Source organism: Fulvivirga kasyanovii, assembly GCF_009711405.1.
Classification (GTDB): Bacteria; Bacteroidota; Bacteroidia; order Cytophagales; family Cyclobacteriaceae; genus Fulvivirga; species Fulvivirga kasyanovii.
This window is the reverse complement of record NZ_SMLW01000550.1, coordinates 2,686-17,943: the sequence shown is the minus strand read 5'-3', so window position 1 is coordinate 17,943 and position 15,258 is coordinate 2,686. Positions and strand designations below refer to the sequence as shown.

Sequence of the window (15,258 nt, the reverse complement as noted above, 5' to 3'; positions counted from 1 at the left end):
AACAGCATCAGGTATTATTATCCCTGACACTGCCAAGGAGAAACCTCAAAAAGGAAAAGTAATCGCAGTGGGTAATGGCAAAAAAGATGAGCCTTTAACTGTTAAGGAAGGTGATGAAGTACTTTATGGTAAATATGCCGGAACTGAGATCACTGTTGATGGTAAGGAATACCTTATTATGAGAGAGTCTGACATATTTGCAATCGTTTAATTGTTTAGATCAAACAGTTGAAAATCATTGAAAAAACACAAAATCTGAAAAAATTATGGCTAAAGAAATATTATTCAACACAACTGCCCGTGAAAAGCTGAAGAAAGGCGTGGACGCTCTGGCTGATGCAGTAAAGGTAACATTAGGACCAAAAGGTAGAAATGTAATCCTTGACAAGAAATTTGGAGCACCCACAGTAACTAAAGATGGTGTATCTGTAGCAAAAGACATCGATCTTGAAGATGCAGTTGAAAACATGGGAGCTCAACTGGTAAAAGAAGTTGCTTCTAAAACTGCTGACGATGCCGGTGATGGTACTACTACAGCTACCGTACTTGCTCAGGCTATCTTTGCTCACGGTATTAAAAACGTAGCTGCCGGAGCTAACCCTATGGATCTTAAAAGAGGTATCGACAAAGCTGTAAACGCTGTTGTTGCCAACCTTAACAAGCAGTCAAAAACAATCGAAACTTCTAACGAAATAGCTCAGGTAGGTACTATTTCTGCCAACAACGATTCTGAGATTGGCCAGATGATCGCCAATGCAATGGAAAAAGTTGGTAAAGATGGTGTTATCACTGTAGAAGAAGCCAGAGGTACAGAAACTGAAGTTAAAACTGTTGAAGGTATGCAGTTTGACAGAGGTTATCTCTCTCCTTACTTTGTTACCAACACTGAAAACATGGAAGCTGAGTTGGAGAACCCTTACGTATTGATCTGCGATAAGAAAATCTCTTCAATGAAAGAACTTCTTCCTATCCTGGAAGCAAGTGCACAAACCGGAAAGCCTTTATTGATCATTGCCGAAGATGTAGATGGTGAAGCTCTTGCTACATTAGTGGTAAACAAGATCAGAGGTGCACTGAAAATCGCTGCTGTTAAAGCTCCTGGTTTTGGTGACAGAAGAAAAGCTATGCTTGAGGATATCGCTATCCTTACCGGTGGTACTGTAATCTCTGAAGAAAGAGGATACAAGCTTGAAAATGCTACATTGGAATATTTGGGTACTGCAGAAAAGATCAACATCGATAAAGACAATACTACAATTGTTAACGGTGCTGGTAAAAAAGAAGATATCCAGTCAAGAATCGGTCAAATCAAATCTCAGATAGAGAACACTACTTCTGATTACGATAAAGAAAAACTGCAAGAAAGACTTGCCAAGCTTTCTGGTGGTGTAGCTATCCTTTACATCGGTGCTGCTACTGAGGTAGAGATGAAAGAGAAGAAAGACAGAGTAGATGATGCATTGCATGCTACAAGAGCTGCCGTTCAGGAAGGTGTTGTTGCCGGTGGTGGTGTTGCGCTTATCAGAGCTATCGAAGCTTTGGAAGGTGTAGAAACCAGCAACGAAGATCAAACTACTGGTGTTAACATCGTAAGACTGGCTCTTGAGGCTCCTTTGAGAACAATCGTTCAGAATGCCGGACTTGAAGGTTCTGTAATTGTTCAGAAAATCAGAGAAGGTAAAGATGACTTCGGTTACAATGCCAGAGACAACAAATATGAGAACATGTTTGCTGCCGGTGTGATCGACCCTACTAAGGTTACTCGTCTTGCCCTGGAGAACGCGGCTTCTATCGCAGGTTTATTGTTAACTACAGAGGCTGTAGTAGCTGATTTACCTGAAGAAGAGGGTGCCGGACACCCAATGCCAGGTGGCGGCGGTATGCCAGGCATGATGTAATAAAATAACATCCTATATACAAGAAAGGCTTTGCAAATGCAAAGCCTTCTTTTTTATAGCGTGTTTCTAATTTCTACAAAGTGTGCCTCAACCACCTCCTTTTACCACTACCAGTTCAATAGGTAATTTCAATATTTTCTTAAAATCCTCCCCCGATTCCATCATATCCTCATCCTCTTCTTCATAATGCCAGAATACTTTTACATTAGTTTTTTCATTTACCTTTTCCAGCTTCCTGAGTATCTCCACCAGGCACTTTGATGAGCTTGTGTTGAAATATTCAAGATTGACATGCAGTTTAGTCTCCGGTTGAGGTTTCTTCTCATACTCATCCAGCCATTCCAGCAGGGGCTTATAAAATTCAATTGAATTTTCAGGTATCGATCTGCCTGATATTTCAAAATCACCATTCTGGGCATTAAAATAAAGCCTGGGAGTCTTTGGTGTAGGAACTAATGTATAATTATCCATTACTTGAATGTTTCCGATTAATAAAAATAAGTAACCCTAATTTACGAATTTGCAAAGGTTACTTCTAAGGTAAAAAAAGAAAATTTCTCATCTATTTCCTCGAAATTGTAAGACAATTTTCTTCCGGATTTCCTGGCTAAGTCTATAAGGCCAAGACCCGCGCCTCCTCCATGGGAAGGAATCCCGACGTCAAGGATACCTCTGTACAGCTCTTTAAGCTCTTCGTTGTTTAGTGCATTTACCATTTCAATCCTGGACCTGATGCTGGCGATTTCACGCGACAGCAGAAAATTTCCTGTAATGATCTTATGGGTATTTTCACACTCTAAAACCACAATGAACACTTCCGTCCTGTCTTCCAGCACAGGGCTTTTCAGGTAATTGTACAGGTTTTGGGTTATCTCTATCAGTAAATTAAAAAGCTTCTTTTGCAAGCCTTTGGATGAGTAGTTGGCAGAGAGTAGCAGCTCAATACTTTTCAAAACTGTATTCAGGTCAGCCGTAGAAAGGTTACCTAAGTAACTAAAGACCGTGCTATCCTTGGTGAGTTGCGCATAGCGCTGTTTAATATCAAACGTACTGATATTCATCAACTACAGTGTAAGTTGTGAATATAACAATATTTTGTAGCAAAATATCCCGTACCTCATTATTTATTATAAAAAAAGCTCAGAATAGAATCTGAGCTTTTTATAAATTTTTCTTTTTAGACCTCTACTTTGTCCCTTCGGGAGTAGCCTTCTTCCTCTATAGCCACCTCAGGCGAAACATCCTCTGCTCCATGGGTAAGCCTTTTCAGTGGTTTCAGCAGGGCTATAACCAGCCCTCCAAACACAACACAAAAGATCGTTATTCCGGTAAACACTTCAAATTCTCCTACACTCGTTGAAAGCTCTCCCAGTTCTCCGGCAAGTTTGTTTCCAAATCCGGTCGCTGCAAAATAGAATCCCATCATAATGGAAACGTATTTGGCAGGGGCAATCTTGGTGATAAATGACATAGCTACCGGAGAGGTACAAAGCTCGCCTATAGTATGAAACATATAAGCCAGTACCAGCCAGTACATAGCAGAACTACCGTTGGCAGCCCATTCTTTAGTGGCAATACTCATAAAAGTAAACCCAAGCCCCATAATAATGACACCCATAGCCATTTTAAATAAAGAACTGGATTCTTTACCTTTCATTTTCCTGTTGTACCAGAAGAAAGCTACCAGTGTACCCAACGTAAAGATAAAGAATGAGTTTACGGATTGGAATACTGTTGCAGGAACTTCATAAAATCCGGCGGGCGAATCGCCTCCAGGTGCAGTAAACACCAGCATTCTTAATAAAGCAAAGGTTAACAACAAAAATCCGGCGCCGGCAAACCAGTACAGTCCGCCTGACTTCTTCACTTTGGAATAAATACCCCTTATTATAAGACCGAGAATAGCAACTCCGAAAATTATATCGAGGTTTAGTATAGAGATCAACCTGTCTGTTTTATCGCTTGCATAAAGGTTCATCAATCCACCTGCCTGTTCGAAAGCACCCCAGAAAACAATTACTATGAGATAACTGAGAATAAGTACCACTACCCTGTCCCGCTCCTTGCCTTCCAGCTCAGAGAGCATAACTATAAAAAAGCCTACAAAGAAGGACACTCCCATCACCAACAGTCCATATCCTATGGTACCGTCAAATAAGAGATAAGCTCCGGCCAAAAACACCAAAACATTGGCGGCCAACGCAGAAATATTGCCCATGAGCTTAGAAAGATAGGACGGCTCATTGCTTTTAGACCCAGATGCAGCGCCGAAAGTTTCTTCTCCTTTTTCAACTTCTCCTACCCCTTTAAGGAACCGGGTACCCCAGATAAACAATATCTGCCCTACAACCATACCTGCACCGGCAAGCCCGAAGCCCAGGTGCCAGTTAACGTTTTCCCCAATAGGCCCAATGATCAAACCGGCCAGAAAAGCCCCGATGTTTATACCTATGTAGAATATGGTAAATGCAATATCACGTCTTTCATCCCTCTGCTTGTAAAGGCCACCGACCATGGTCGAAATATTGGGCTTTAGACCTCCAACACCCATTACGATCAGGGTTATACCTGCATACCAGGCCCACAGTGCCTCAATAGCCAGTACGCCATGCCCAATACACAGCAAGGTACCACCAATGACCACCATTTTCTTTTGTCCGAAAACTTTATCAGCCAAAATACCACCGGGAATGGAAGCGACATACACCATCATGGTGTACCAGCCATATAATTCGAGGGCTCTGCTGCTATCCCATCCAAAGCCTGAATTTTCAGAAGTAACGGAGGCGGTGAGGAATAAAACAAACAACGCCCGCATCCCGTAATAGGAGAATCTCTCCCATAACTCAGTGAAAAACAGAATATATAGCCCGACCGGGTGGCCAAACAACTGCTTCCCATTGGCCGCATGATCAGGATGATTAATCGATAAATTTGACATATTAATTTAATGGTTCGTGCAAAAAATACCGCTAAAGCTAACATTGTTCATTTAGATAAGCAAATTATAATTATATGTTCGGTCGACGCGTGTGCTATTGCAGGCGTGTTCGACCACGCAAACGATTGAAATATCAAATTATCCTATTAATGAAGTAAACAATTTGCTATTTTTGTTGTCTTAAATTTTAAATCGACAAGGAATTTAAATCAAATCTTAATCATGCAAGAATTAGGGATAAAATCGGAGAAAGCTTCTGTTGAAAAGCTTGGAATTAAAGATTCTACCGCGCATTGGAATCTATCTCCGGAAAAACTGGCGGAAATCGCTGTTGAGAAAGGTCAGGCAGAAAGAACGGCATCGGGTGCAATTGCAGTTGACACCGGAGAATTTACAGGGCGCTCCCCCAAAGACAGGTTTATTGTTAAGGATGAAATTACAGAAGACGCCGTTTGGTGGGGCAATATCAACATCCCGTTTGATGCCGATAAGTTTGACCAGCTTTATGACAAAATGGTTGATTACCTGTCCGGTAAAGAAATTTATGTAAGAGATGCTTATGCTTGTGCTGACCCTAATTACAGAACAAATATACGCGTAGTCAATGAGTATGCATGGTCTAATATGTTTGTTTACAACATGTTTCTAAGGCCTACAGAGGACGAGATAAAAACTTTTGAGCATGAGTGGCTTGTGATCAATGCTCCTGGCTTCAAAGCAGACCCTGCAGTAGATGGCACCAGACAACACAATTTTGCCATACTGAACTTCAAAAAGAAAATTGCCCTAGTTGGGGGAACAGGATATACCGGGGAGATCAAAAAAGGTATCTTCTCCGCACTTAACTTTATTTTACCTCATCAAAAGAACACCTTGTCCATGCACTGCTCTGCCAACATGGGCGAACAAGGGGATACAGCTATTTTCTTTGGACTTTCAGGTACCGGTAAAACTACTTTATCAGCAGACCCTGCCAGAAAGCTTATTGGTGACGACGAGCATGGCTGGTCAAACGAAAATACAGTATTTAACTTCGAAGGTGGATGCTATGCCAAAGTAATAGACCTCTCTGAGGAAAAGGAGCCGGATATTTACAATGCTATTAAAGAAGGTGCCTTACTTGAAAACGTGGTGATCAAAGATGGTGAAGTTGATTTTAAAAACGGATCTAAAACTGAAAACACAAGAGTAAGTTACCCTATCTACCACATCAACAATATTGCTGAGCCTTCAATAGGAAAGAACCCTAAAAACATATTCTTCCTGACATGCGATGCATACGGTGTACTGCCTCCAATATCCAAACTGACTCCTGGTCAGGCTGCATTCCACTTCATCTCCGGATATACTGCTAAGGTAGCTGGAACTGAAGCGGGTATTACTGAGCCTGTTACAGCCTTCTCGGCATGCTTCGGAGCTCCGTTTATGCCTCTGCATCCTACAAAATATGCTGAGATGCTGAGCAAAAAAATGCAGGATGCGGGAGTTAATGTATGGCTGGTCAATACAGGTTGGTCTGGTGGCCCTTATGGTGTCGGTAGCAGAATGAGCCTGAAAATAACCAGAGGACTTATTACAGCCGCCCTCAACGGAGAACTTAACGACGTTGAGTACGAGAAGCATCAGATATTCGGACTTAACATGCCTAAGACATGCCCTGGCGTGCCTGAGAATGTATTAAATCCTAAAAATACATGGGCAGATAAGGAAGCTTACGATCAGAAGGCCAATGACCTTGCAAATGCTTTTAACAAGAACTTCGAGAAGTTTGCAGAAAATGCAAATGAGGAGATCCTTGCAGCGGCACCAACTGCCAAAGTTAGTGCATAATTAAAATTTTATTCTTTCAACAAACGGTAAGGGCTGGTCAGTTTTGATCGGCCCTTTTTTTGGTCAAGTGGCATTTTCCCGGAGGAAATAACTTTTCAACGCTGTGCTTGACAGGCACCTGTGAATGGCTACCGGCAAAGCAGTTGGCAAACTGTACAGAAAACACCAGGAGGGCCTTGATTTCATTGGTAATCTTTACGTCACAAGCTTTATTTCTCAGCCGCCCTCACAGTTTTCAGCATGATGCTTTTTTTGATAAACCCCGGTTATTGCACTGCTCCTTTATGTTGTAAAGAATTATACACTGCCCTGATCTGTCCGTAAGTAATATCCTCCCTTAGTTTTTCTTTCACAGGTTTAAGCCCGGGAATTGTATTTTCCATAATAACGGGAGTGATCTCATCCACAAGCTCCTGGGGCATGACTTCCAGTATGTCTACCAAGCCTTCCAGTATGCCATCGTTAAGGTGCCCCTCTACAGTTGATATGGCCAGATCGCGCTTCTCAGCTATTTTTCCCGGTGTATTACCCTCCCGGAGCAGCCTGATAGACTCCAGCATGGTCGGGGTTTTCAAATTACTTTTCTTCTTCCTCTTTTTCTGCTTTTTATCCATTTGGGATTTTATCCCTTTAGTGGTACAGTATTCAACCACCTGTTCAAGAAAGGGTTCTCCATATTTTTCAAGTTTCACAGCACCGAAACCGGAGATCTCACCAAGGTCTTCCTGATTCAAAGGCAAATAGGTAGCCAGCTCCTGCAGGGTAGCATCCGAGAAAATAACATATGGCGGTACATTTTCACTCACTGCCAATCTTTTACGCAGCAATTTGAGTTGGTCAAATAGCGAGGCTTCCATAGGCAGTTCATGCTGCGGCTTTGTAGAGGACTGGTAGACTGTTTCAGATACCTTGAACAGCATTACCTTCTCCTCCCCTCGCAGTACGGGCAGACTTTTCTCTGTTAATTTAAGTACCGGGTACTGCGTATCGGTTTTGCTCAGCAACCCGAGGTACAAAAGGTCTTTAATATAATGGCCCCACACCACTTTGTTGATATCTGACCCGACTCCGTAAGTTTTGAGTTGCTTATGTTCATCCCTTATCTTTTCAGATTTTGATCCTTTGAGGACGTCGATAACATAGCCAGCCCCAAATTTTTGATCAAGCCGGGCAACAGCGGACAAAGCCTTTTGAGCGATGATTGTGCCATCAAACCGTTCCCGCTCATTGAGGCAGACGTCACAGCTTCCACAATTATCTTCAGCCTCTTCGTCAAAATAATTGAGCAGGTACTGACGGCGACAGCTTCGCAGGTCTCCGTACTCTGCCATTTCATGAAGCTTTTTAAGCATGATCCGGGACTGCTGCTCATTGTTTTCCACTTCAACAAAGCTTTGCAGCTTCAAAACATCAGCATAGCTATAGAAGAGCAATGCATCGCTTTTCAGGCCATCACGCCCTGCCCTGCCTGTTTCCTGATAGTAACCTTCAATGTTTTTGGGAAGGTCCATATGAACCACGAAACGAACGTTAGACTTATCTATACCCATACCAAAGGCAATGGTTGCTGTAATGATCTTTACCTCATCCTTTATGAACATGTCCTGATGCCTTTCACGAAGCTCTCTGTCGAGTCCTGCATGATATGGCAGCACGTCATACCCGTCAGCCTTTAAACTGGCTGCCAGGCCTTCTGCTGAAGCTCTGGAGAGCGTATAAATTATGCCTGACTCATTCTCATGGTTTTTAAGAAAATCGAGCAACTGGTTATAGCTTTCCCGTTTAGGGGCGACAAAGTAATGAATGTTTTCCCGGTTGAAACTGGATATGAAGGTTTGTGGCTTATCCAGTTTCAACTGCTTCAGGATATCATCCTTTGTCAGCCGGTCTGCTGTAGCTGTCAGAGCTATTACCGGGGTACCTGCAAAACTGGTTTTCAGCGTGGAGAGTCGCGTATATTCAGGACGGAAGTCGTGCCCCCATTGCGAAATACAGTGGGCTTCATCAATAGCAATCAAGGATACATTTAATGTCTGTAAAAATTTAATAAACTCACCATCATTACCAATCAAACGCTCAGGAGCCAAATAAAGCAGCTTCAACTCGTTGTTTTTAAGTTGGTCAATAACCTCCGACTGCTGCCTGCCCGACAATGCAGAGTTTAAATAAGCAGCTTTAATGCCATTGAGTTTAAGTGCATCAACCTGGTCTTTCATCAAGGCTATCAAAGGCGATATCACCAGGGTAAGCCCGTCAAACATCAATGCGGGAATTTGGTAGCAAAGGGATTTTCCACCGCCCGTTGGCATAAGTACTAAACTGTCTTTCCTGTCCAGCACATTGGTAATGATTTGCTCTTGCTGATGCCTGAATTTTGTATACCCAAAATATTGTTTTAAAACTTCCTTAGCATTGGTTTTCGCTGATATCTTCATGAAGTGAGTTTAGATGTGATTACAAATAATGGGGAGCCAATGATACATATAAATAAAAATTAATGCGAGTTATATGGAAAAGTTTTGAGAGCCATAATACTCTTCACTATTTATGAACGCGTGGAGTAAACGGATCGAAAAACAAAGCCTGTAACGCAGGATTACAATAAAATCAATGATTGCCTTTGGTTATCTATACAGATTGCCAACTGTTTTGCCGATTGCCTTCACCGAAGTCTGTCAAACACAGATCCGAAATGTGAATATCTCCCACTGAAATCTGGCCTAGCCAGTTATCCTATTTTTAGAGCAACAAAACTCAATTTCAGTATGTTATAAAGAAAAAGGGAGGAGAAATGAGACTATTGGTTTTAATACTTACTATATTCATCGTTGCAGGGTGCAAATCATATCAGGGCACAGGAACGAAGAGCCAGGGTTCCAATATTTTATCGAAGGCCGAAAATGATGACGAATACGAATTAACCATCATAGACTCTGGCTTTGACCGTTGGTTTTCAGTAAACCGCCGCCCTATAAATTATCATACCTTGTCATTCTACGAGCAGCAGAATGCCCGGTACGTAAGGGCATGGAATCAAATGGTCGATCAACAAGGACGCTATAACGCGCTTAACTATCCATTTGAAAACCGCATTGACTACAACCCTTCAATAGATTACGGGCTGGAGCTTAACTACGAGCTGTACCATTACTTCCGGTATATAGAAGATACTTACGGCAATAGATATAATTTTCCTTATTGATGTACCTGATGGTTAACCGAAAAGTGCTCCTGCAATAGTAGCCGTCATCATAGTAGCCAGTGTAGCTGCAAAAAGCGCTCGCATGCCTAATCTGGATAAATCGCCTTGTCTGTTAGGTGCCATACCTCCAATACCTCCAATCTGGATGGCTATCGAACTAAAGTTTGCAAACCCGCAAAGTGCGTAAGTAGACATGACAATAGCCTTATCACTTAATATGCCTGATGCCTTAAGGTCAGCCAGACTTAAATAGGCCACGAATTCATTAATAACTACCTTCTGCCCCAACAAACTCCCTACACTCAAGGCTTCATCCCAGCTAACTCCCATGGCAAAAGCAAACAGTCGAAATACCTGCCCAAGAATATACTCAAGTGAAAAGCCTTTAAAGGCACCATCCGTACTTTGAACTACGAAAGCATTGAGGCCGGTCCACTCGCCTATTCCATCTACTAATATCCAATTCAGCGCAAAAATAATGGCAATAAAAGCCAGAAGCATACCTCCAATATTCAAGGCCAGTTTCAGCCCATCTGCTGCCCCTTGAGCCAGTGAATCGATAAGGTTAACACCGAGGCTTTCTTTACTAACTTTCAGGTCAGAGTCAATTTCCTCAGGTCGTGTTTCCGGTATTATGATTTTGGCCAACACAATAGCCGCCGGAGCATTCATTATTGAAGCACTTAACAGATAGGCGGCATATTTGGCCCTCTCTGCGGGGTCGTCTCCTCCCAGAAAGGCCACATATCCGGCTAATACACCGCCGGCAATGGTGGCCATCCCACCGGTCATCAGACACATCAGTTCCGAAGTGGTCATATTTTTCACAAATGGCCTTACCAGTAGCGGGGCTTCTGTCTGCCCCAGGAAAATATTACCTGCTGCAGATAAACTTTCAGCACCGGACAAACGCATAGTACGTGCCATGATCCATGCTATGCCATAGACTATCTTTTGAAGTACGCCTAAATAATACAGACCTGCAGAAACGGTGGAAAAGAAAATAACTGTTGGTAGTACCTGAAAGGCAAATATGAAACCGAATTTGTCAACCTTGACCAGGTCACCGAAAAGGAAAGCAGCACCATCACTTGAAAAGCTTAGAAAGGTAACAAACTTGTCACTGATCCAATCAAAGCCAGCAGCTACAAAATCCACTTTGGTAATGAGTATGGCAAAAATTATCTGCAGAAGCAGGCCTATACCTACCAATCTCCAGTCTATGGCTTTTCTGTTTTTTGAAAAAAGGAACGCTATGCCGATAAGGACGGCCAGCCCTATTAACCCTCGTATGTAATCCATGTTATTAAACGCAAAAAGGCCTTTCTATTGGCTAGAAAGGCCCTTTGATGTGATTTGTGTTAGTTTCTACGACTCAACTCATCTCTGATCTTCGCAGCCTTCTCGTAATCTTCTTTTTCGATGGCTTCGTTGAGTAGTTCATTTAGTTTATCTACTGAAAAGTTTTTTAAATCATCGCTTTTGGAAGCAGTTTGCTTCTTACTGGATGATTTAATTTCACTTTTTATCTCAGCTATATCGTCTTCCGATTCATCTGTAAGAACTATACCTGCCTCGGCCAGTATGGATTCGTAAGTGTAAATCGGTGAGTCAAACCTCAGTCCTATCGCTATGGCATCCGAAGGGCGGGCATCTATTTCTATGCTTTTTGTGCCATTGCTACAGACTATCTTAGCAAAAAACACACCTTCCTTCAGATCAGAGATAATGATTTCCTCTACTTTGTATTCAAAGCTTTGGGCAAAAGATTTGAACAGGTCATGGGTCATGGGCCTGTTCGGAATGATCTTTTCTATCTCAATGGCAATGGCCTGAGCCTCAAACATACCAATGATGATAGGTAATCTTCTGCTACCTTCAATCTCTCCCAATACAAGGGCAAATGACCCGGATTGAGACTGGCTTGACGAAAGTCCTAGTATTTCTAATTTTATCTTATCCAAAATTACTTCGCTGCTCTTAGTGCTTCGGTTAACTTAGGTACTATTTCAAAGGCATCCCCTACTATGCCGTAATCCGCTGCTTTAAAGAAAGGAGCTTCAGGGTCTTTGTTTATAACAACAATATACTTGGAAGAGTTAACTCCGGCAAGATGTTGTATCGCTCCTGATATCCCTACAGCAATATACAATTGAGGGCTCACTTTAACACCGGTCTGGCCAACGTGCTCGTGGTGAGGTCTCCAGTCCATATCAGATACCGGCTTGCTACAGCCTGTAGCAGCACCCAGTTCCTTTGCCAGGTCTTCTATCATTCCCCAGTTTTCAGGGCCTTTAAGGCCTCTGCCCCCTGAAACAACAATTTCCGCCTCTGGTAAAAGTACTTCTCCTGTTGCTTTATCTGTATTGGTGATTTTAGCTCCGAAATCGCTGTCGCTCAGGTCAACACTGTATTTCTCAACAGTAGCTGTACCACCTGTTTCTTTAATTTCAGCCGCATTCTTTTTTATGGCAAGGATCTTCTTGTCTTTAGAAAGTTCTACATTGGCAAATGCTTTACCTGTGTAGATGCTCCTCTTCACTTTAAATCCTGCTGACGTATCAGGCAGGTCGGTAACATTAGAAACCAGGCTTGCGCCTACTTTAACTGAAACCCTGGCCGAAACCGGGTTACCCAAAGACGAGTTAGCCAGCACCAACACTTCTGCATTGGCATCTTCCATAGCCTTGGCAAGTATTGACGAATAAGCCTGGATCACTCCCTGGTTTAGTCTCTCATCATCAACATGAAGCACTTTTGAAGCTCCGTAGTTACCTAATTTCTCTAGTTCAGAACTATCTATATTGTTGCCCAGGGCTATGGCTGTAACATCACCTCCCATAGCTGCTGCATAAGCCACAGCCTCAATTGAGGTTTTCTTTACCTGACCTTCGGCACTTTCTACAAAAACTAATATTGACATTTGATTATCTCTTAAGGGGTTAATACTGATTTAAACTTAGATTACCTTAGCTTCGTTTTTCAACAAGCTTACCAACTCTCCTACGTTATCGGCATCTATCATCTTCACATCTCCCTTAGCAGGTGGTAATTCATATTTTTCAAGCTTGGTATGCTCACCATTGCCAGCAGGCTCTACCACATTCAGAGGCTTTGTTCTTGCCGACATAATCCCTCTCATGTTAGGGATCTTCCACTCAGCAATAGGCTCCTGGCAGCCGGCAACAAATGGAAGTTTCACCTCCAGATATTCCTTACCTCCCTCGATTTCCCTTGTCATTTTTGCAGTATCGCCATCAATGTCCAAGGTCATTACAGGGGAAATAGAAGGTAAACCCAGCAGTTCGCCAACCATGCCGTGAACCATACCGCCATTGAAGTCGATAGACTCACGTCCCATAAGTATTAAATCATATCCGCCATCTTTGGCTGCATTGGCAATTTGCTCTGCAACAAAAAACGAATCTTTTGGTTCTGCATTAACTCTGATGGCATCATCAGCACCGATAGCCAGAGCTTTACGAATAGTAGGTTCAGTCTCAGCTCCGCCAACGTTTAGCACAGTGATTGATCCCCCCAACTGCTCTTTTAACTCTACCGCACGGGCAAGAGCGTAATCATCGTAGGGGCCTATGATAAACTGAACTCCATTAGTGTCAAATTTAGTGTCACCATCGGTGAACGCGATACGCGATGTCGTATCAGGTACATGGGTTATGCAAACTAATATCTTCATTTAAAATTGGAACTATTTAGATTGTTCTTTGATTTACCTATTATTTTTGCCGTGAAGATAATGAATAATGGAGCAAATAAAAATTGTATCATAAATGAATTCATCACGATTAAATCAACTTCTTGATTTTCTAAAAGAAGACCCAAACGACCCTTTCACCCTATATGCCATAGCAACTGAATACCGATCTTCCGACATCGAAAAATCCAGAGCATACTACGAGCAGTTGCTCTCCGATCACCCCGACTATCTTCCGACCTACTACCATGCCGCTCAACTCTACCAGCAACTGGAGCTTACACCTCTGGCCAAACAGACTTTTGAAAGCGGTATAGAACTCGCCAAAAAACAAGAGAATGTCCTGTCTCTTCGTGAACTTCAAAATGCCTACAATGAACTGCTTTTTGAAGAAGACGAGTAACAGGTAAAGGCGACTCATCTTCATCCTTTTCATAAAAATATATTTACATCTTACACCTTACCTGAGCAGGTGAAAGCGGGGAATCTCTGTAATGGATCAGCCCTGGCATTTCCCCTGCATTCACGGGTCAATACAGCACTTTTAAATCAGAAAAACCGACCAAATCATTACTAATATTTTTAGTATTTATAATTATAAACTTTTATAAATCAGACATTTGTAAATATTCAATTAAACTAAAATTTAACTACTAATTTTCCTGACTTCGTTGAACTGGCAATATCATCAAAAGCAGATACGATTTCTTCAAATGGCCTTACGGAGTCGATCACTGGCTTGATTTTTTTCTTACCCACGAAGCTTAGCATCTCCTTAAATTCCTGGTCATTGCCCATGGTAGAACCCTGCAATGACAACTGGTTCCAGAACATTCTGTAAAGGTCAAGTGAGGAAGGCAATCCATTGGTAGCACCATAGAAAACAACCCTTCCTCCGGGCCTCATTATCTTGATAAAATTATTGATCTGATCACCCCCTGCACTATCGATAACCACATCAAATCCACCCTTTGTTTGCCACAGGTTTTTGTACCAGTCTTTGCTCTTATAATTGTATGCATCAGAGGCACCCATTTTTATTGCTGTGTTCAGCTTTTCCTTCTTTCCGGAAGTCACGTAAACATTAGCTTCGGCTGCCAGGGCAAACTGAAATGCAAACTGCGCAACACCACCTCCGAACCCGGAAATCAGCACATTATCATTGGCTTTAATTTTTCCATGATGGAAGCATGCTCTGTAAGCGGTTAGCCCACCCAAAGGAAGTGCAGCAGCTTCTTCGGGTTCCAGATGCCCCGGCGCTTCATGTACCCTGTCGGCCCCAACCGCCACATACTCGGCAAACGTACCATGCTTGGGCATCCCCAAAATCGAATAGCTCCTCGACTGCACATCAGGATTGTCTCCCCAATCAATATTAGGGTTAATAACCACTGTTTTGCCTATCCATTTCTTATGGCTCTTACTACCTGCTTCCACAACTTCCCCTACCCCGTCAGATCCCAACACGGCTTTCATCTGAATATTGGGATATTTACCTTCACGAATGAACTGATCCCTTTTATTCAGAGCCGCAGCTTTTAGCTTTACCAATACCTGCGATTCGTCCAGTTTCGGCTTTTCAAGTTCTACAATCTGTATTTTTCCGGGAGATGTTAATACTAGTCCTTTCATTAATTATGTTCGTTTATAAATTCAAATCAAAATCAAATTT

The 15,258-nt window shown here is 42.4% G+C and carries 14 protein-coding genes; 5 read left to right on the top strand and 9 right to left on the bottom strand.

What is annotated here, in order from left to right; genetic code table 11:
• Together E1163_RS13265 and groL are read left to right on the top strand one after the other, a co-directional pair.
• Nucleotides 1–211: co-chaperone GroES (locus tag E1163_RS13265; protein WP_155172548.1), on the top strand; the 211-nt coding region annotated here is incomplete at its 5' end.
• 55 nt (nt 212–266) lie between these two features.
• Nucleotides 267–1,898 carry a chaperonin GroEL gene (gene groL, locus E1163_RS13260; protein ID WP_155172546.1) on the top strand — a complete coding sequence of 544 codons (1,632 nt, stop codon included), beginning with the start codon at nt 267–269 and terminating at the stop codon, nt 1,896–1,898.
• 87 nt (nt 1,899–1,985) lie between these two features.
• On the opposite strand, the gene E1163_RS13255 is transcribed toward groL, so the two are convergent.
• The 3 genes from E1163_RS13255 to E1163_RS13245 all read right to left on the bottom strand — a co-directional run bounded on the left by E1163_RS13255 (nt 1,986) and on the right by E1163_RS13245 (nt 4,839).
• Nucleotides 1,986–2,369: a DUF1987 domain-containing protein gene (locus tag E1163_RS13255; RefSeq protein WP_155172544.1), complete on the bottom strand. Its 384-nt coding sequence runs from the start codon at nt 2,367–2,369 to the stop codon at nt 1,986–1,988.
• A gap of 41 nt (nt 2,370–2,410) precedes the next feature.
• Nucleotides 2,411–2,959, bottom strand: coding sequence for a SiaB family protein kinase (locus E1163_RS13250; protein ID WP_155172542.1), 549 nt, complete (start codon nt 2,957–2,959; stop codon nt 2,411–2,413).
• 116 nt (nt 2,960–3,075) lie between these two features.
• Complete coding sequence (locus tag E1163_RS13245; protein ID WP_155172540.1) at nt 3,076–4,839, bottom strand: peptide MFS transporter; 1,764 nt, start codon at nt 4,837–4,839, stop codon at nt 3,076–3,078.
• A 222-nt stretch (nt 4,840–5,061) separates the two neighbouring features.
• On the opposite strand from E1163_RS13245, the gene pckA reads away from it, so the two are divergent.
• Complete coding sequence (pckA, locus tag E1163_RS13240; protein WP_155172538.1) at nt 5,062–6,669, top strand: phosphoenolpyruvate carboxykinase (ATP); 1,608 nt, start codon at nt 5,062–5,064, stop codon at nt 6,667–6,669.
• A 266-nt stretch (nt 6,670–6,935) separates the two neighbouring features.
• On the opposite strand, the gene recQ is transcribed toward pckA, so the two are convergent.
• Nucleotides 6,936–9,104 carry a DNA helicase RecQ gene (gene recQ, locus E1163_RS13235; RefSeq protein WP_155172536.1) on the bottom strand — a complete coding sequence of 723 codons (2,169 nt, stop codon included), beginning with the start codon at nt 9,102–9,104 and terminating at the stop codon, nt 6,936–6,938.
• A gap of 356 nt (nt 9,105–9,460) precedes the next feature.
• On the opposite strand from recQ, the gene E1163_RS13230 reads away from it, so the two are divergent.
• A complete protein-coding gene (locus E1163_RS13230; protein ID WP_155172534.1) occupies nt 9,461–9,871 on the top strand; it encodes a DUF6146 family protein in 411 nt (136 codons plus the stop codon).
• Between the two features lie 12 nt (nt 9,872–9,883).
• On the opposite strand, the gene E1163_RS13225 is transcribed toward E1163_RS13230, so the two are convergent.
• From E1163_RS13225 to E1163_RS13210, 4 genes are read right to left on the bottom strand one after another with little or no spacing between them, the layout of a single operon-like run.
• Complete coding sequence (locus E1163_RS13225) at nt 9,884–11,173, bottom strand: NupC/NupG family nucleoside CNT transporter (protein ID WP_155172532.1); 1,290 nt, start codon at nt 11,171–11,173, stop codon at nt 9,884–9,886.
• Nucleotides 11,174–11,232: 59 nt separating this feature from the next.
• Nucleotides 11,233–11,835: a bifunctional nuclease family protein gene (locus tag E1163_RS13220; protein ID WP_155172530.1), complete on the bottom strand. Its 603-nt coding sequence runs from the start codon at nt 11,833–11,835 to the stop codon at nt 11,233–11,235.
• A gap of 2 nt (nt 11,836–11,837) precedes the next feature.
• Entirely contained in the window at nt 11,838–12,794 is a 957-nt protein-coding gene (locus E1163_RS13215; protein ID WP_155172528.1) for an electron transfer flavoprotein subunit alpha/FixB family protein, read from the bottom strand.
• 36 nt (nt 12,795–12,830) lie between these two features.
• Nucleotides 12,831–13,568 (bottom strand): electron transfer flavoprotein subunit beta/FixA family protein, encoded by a 738-nt coding sequence (locus tag E1163_RS13210; RefSeq protein WP_155172526.1) that lies wholly within the window; start codon nt 13,566–13,568, stop codon nt 12,831–12,833.
• A 94-nt stretch (nt 13,569–13,662) separates the two neighbouring features.
• Here E1163_RS13210 and E1163_RS13205 point away from each other — a divergent pair, with 94 nt between their 5' ends.
• The gene (locus E1163_RS13205; RefSeq protein WP_155172524.1) at nt 13,663–13,989 is read left to right on the top strand and encodes a tetratricopeptide repeat protein; all 327 of its coding nucleotides are present in this window, start codon (nt 13,663–13,665) and stop codon (nt 13,987–13,989) included.
• A gap of 236 nt (nt 13,990–14,225) precedes the next feature.
• Here E1163_RS13205 and E1163_RS13200 read toward each other — a convergent pair whose 3' ends face one another.
• A complete protein-coding gene (locus E1163_RS13200) occupies nt 14,226–15,218 on the bottom strand; it encodes a quinone oxidoreductase family protein (protein WP_155172523.1) in 993 nt (330 codons plus the stop codon).
• Nucleotides 15,219–15,258 lie beyond the last annotated feature (40 nt).

What these genes read in the sequence shown, in the direction of transcription:
- E1163_RS13225 (WP_155172532.1), bottom strand. Translation starts at nt 11,173, where the DNA reads ATGGATTACATACGAGGGTTAATAGGGCTGGCCGTCCTTATCGGCATA.
- E1163_RS13205 (WP_155172524.1), top strand. Translation starts at nt 13,663, where the DNA reads ATGAATTCATCACGATTAAATCAACTTCTTGATTTTCTAAAAGAAGAC.
- E1163_RS13245 (WP_155172540.1), bottom strand. Translation starts at nt 4,839, where the DNA reads ATGTCAAATTTATCGATTAATCATCCTGATCATGCGGCCAATGGGAAG.
- E1163_RS13255 (WP_155172544.1), bottom strand. Translation starts at nt 2,369, where the DNA reads ATGGATAATTATACATTAGTTCCTACACCAAAGACTCCCAGGCTTTAT.
- groL (WP_155172546.1), top strand. Translation starts at nt 267, where the DNA reads ATGGCTAAAGAAATATTATTCAACACAACTGCCCGTGAAAAGCTGAAG.
- E1163_RS13250 (WP_155172542.1), bottom strand. Translation starts at nt 2,959, where the DNA reads ATGAATATCAGTACGTTTGATATTAAACAGCGCTATGCGCAACTCACC.
- pckA (WP_155172538.1), top strand. Translation starts at nt 5,062, where the DNA reads ATGCAAGAATTAGGGATAAAATCGGAGAAAGCTTCTGTTGAAAAGCTT.
- E1163_RS13230 (WP_155172534.1), top strand. Translation starts at nt 9,461, where the DNA reads ATGAGACTATTGGTTTTAATACTTACTATATTCATCGTTGCAGGGTGC.
- E1163_RS13200 (WP_155172523.1), bottom strand. Translation starts at nt 15,218, where the DNA reads ATGAAAGGACTAGTATTAACATCTCCCGGAAAAATACAGATTGTAGAA.
- E1163_RS13210 (WP_155172526.1), bottom strand. Translation starts at nt 13,568, where the DNA reads ATGAAGATATTAGTTTGCATAACCCATGTACCTGATACGACATCGCGT.
- recQ (WP_155172536.1), bottom strand. Translation starts at nt 9,104, where the DNA reads ATGAAGATATCAGCGAAAACCAATGCTAAGGAAGTTTTAAAACAATAT.
- E1163_RS13215 (WP_155172528.1), bottom strand. Translation starts at nt 12,794, where the DNA reads ATGTCAATATTAGTTTTTGTAGAAAGTGCCGAAGGTCAGGTAAAGAAA.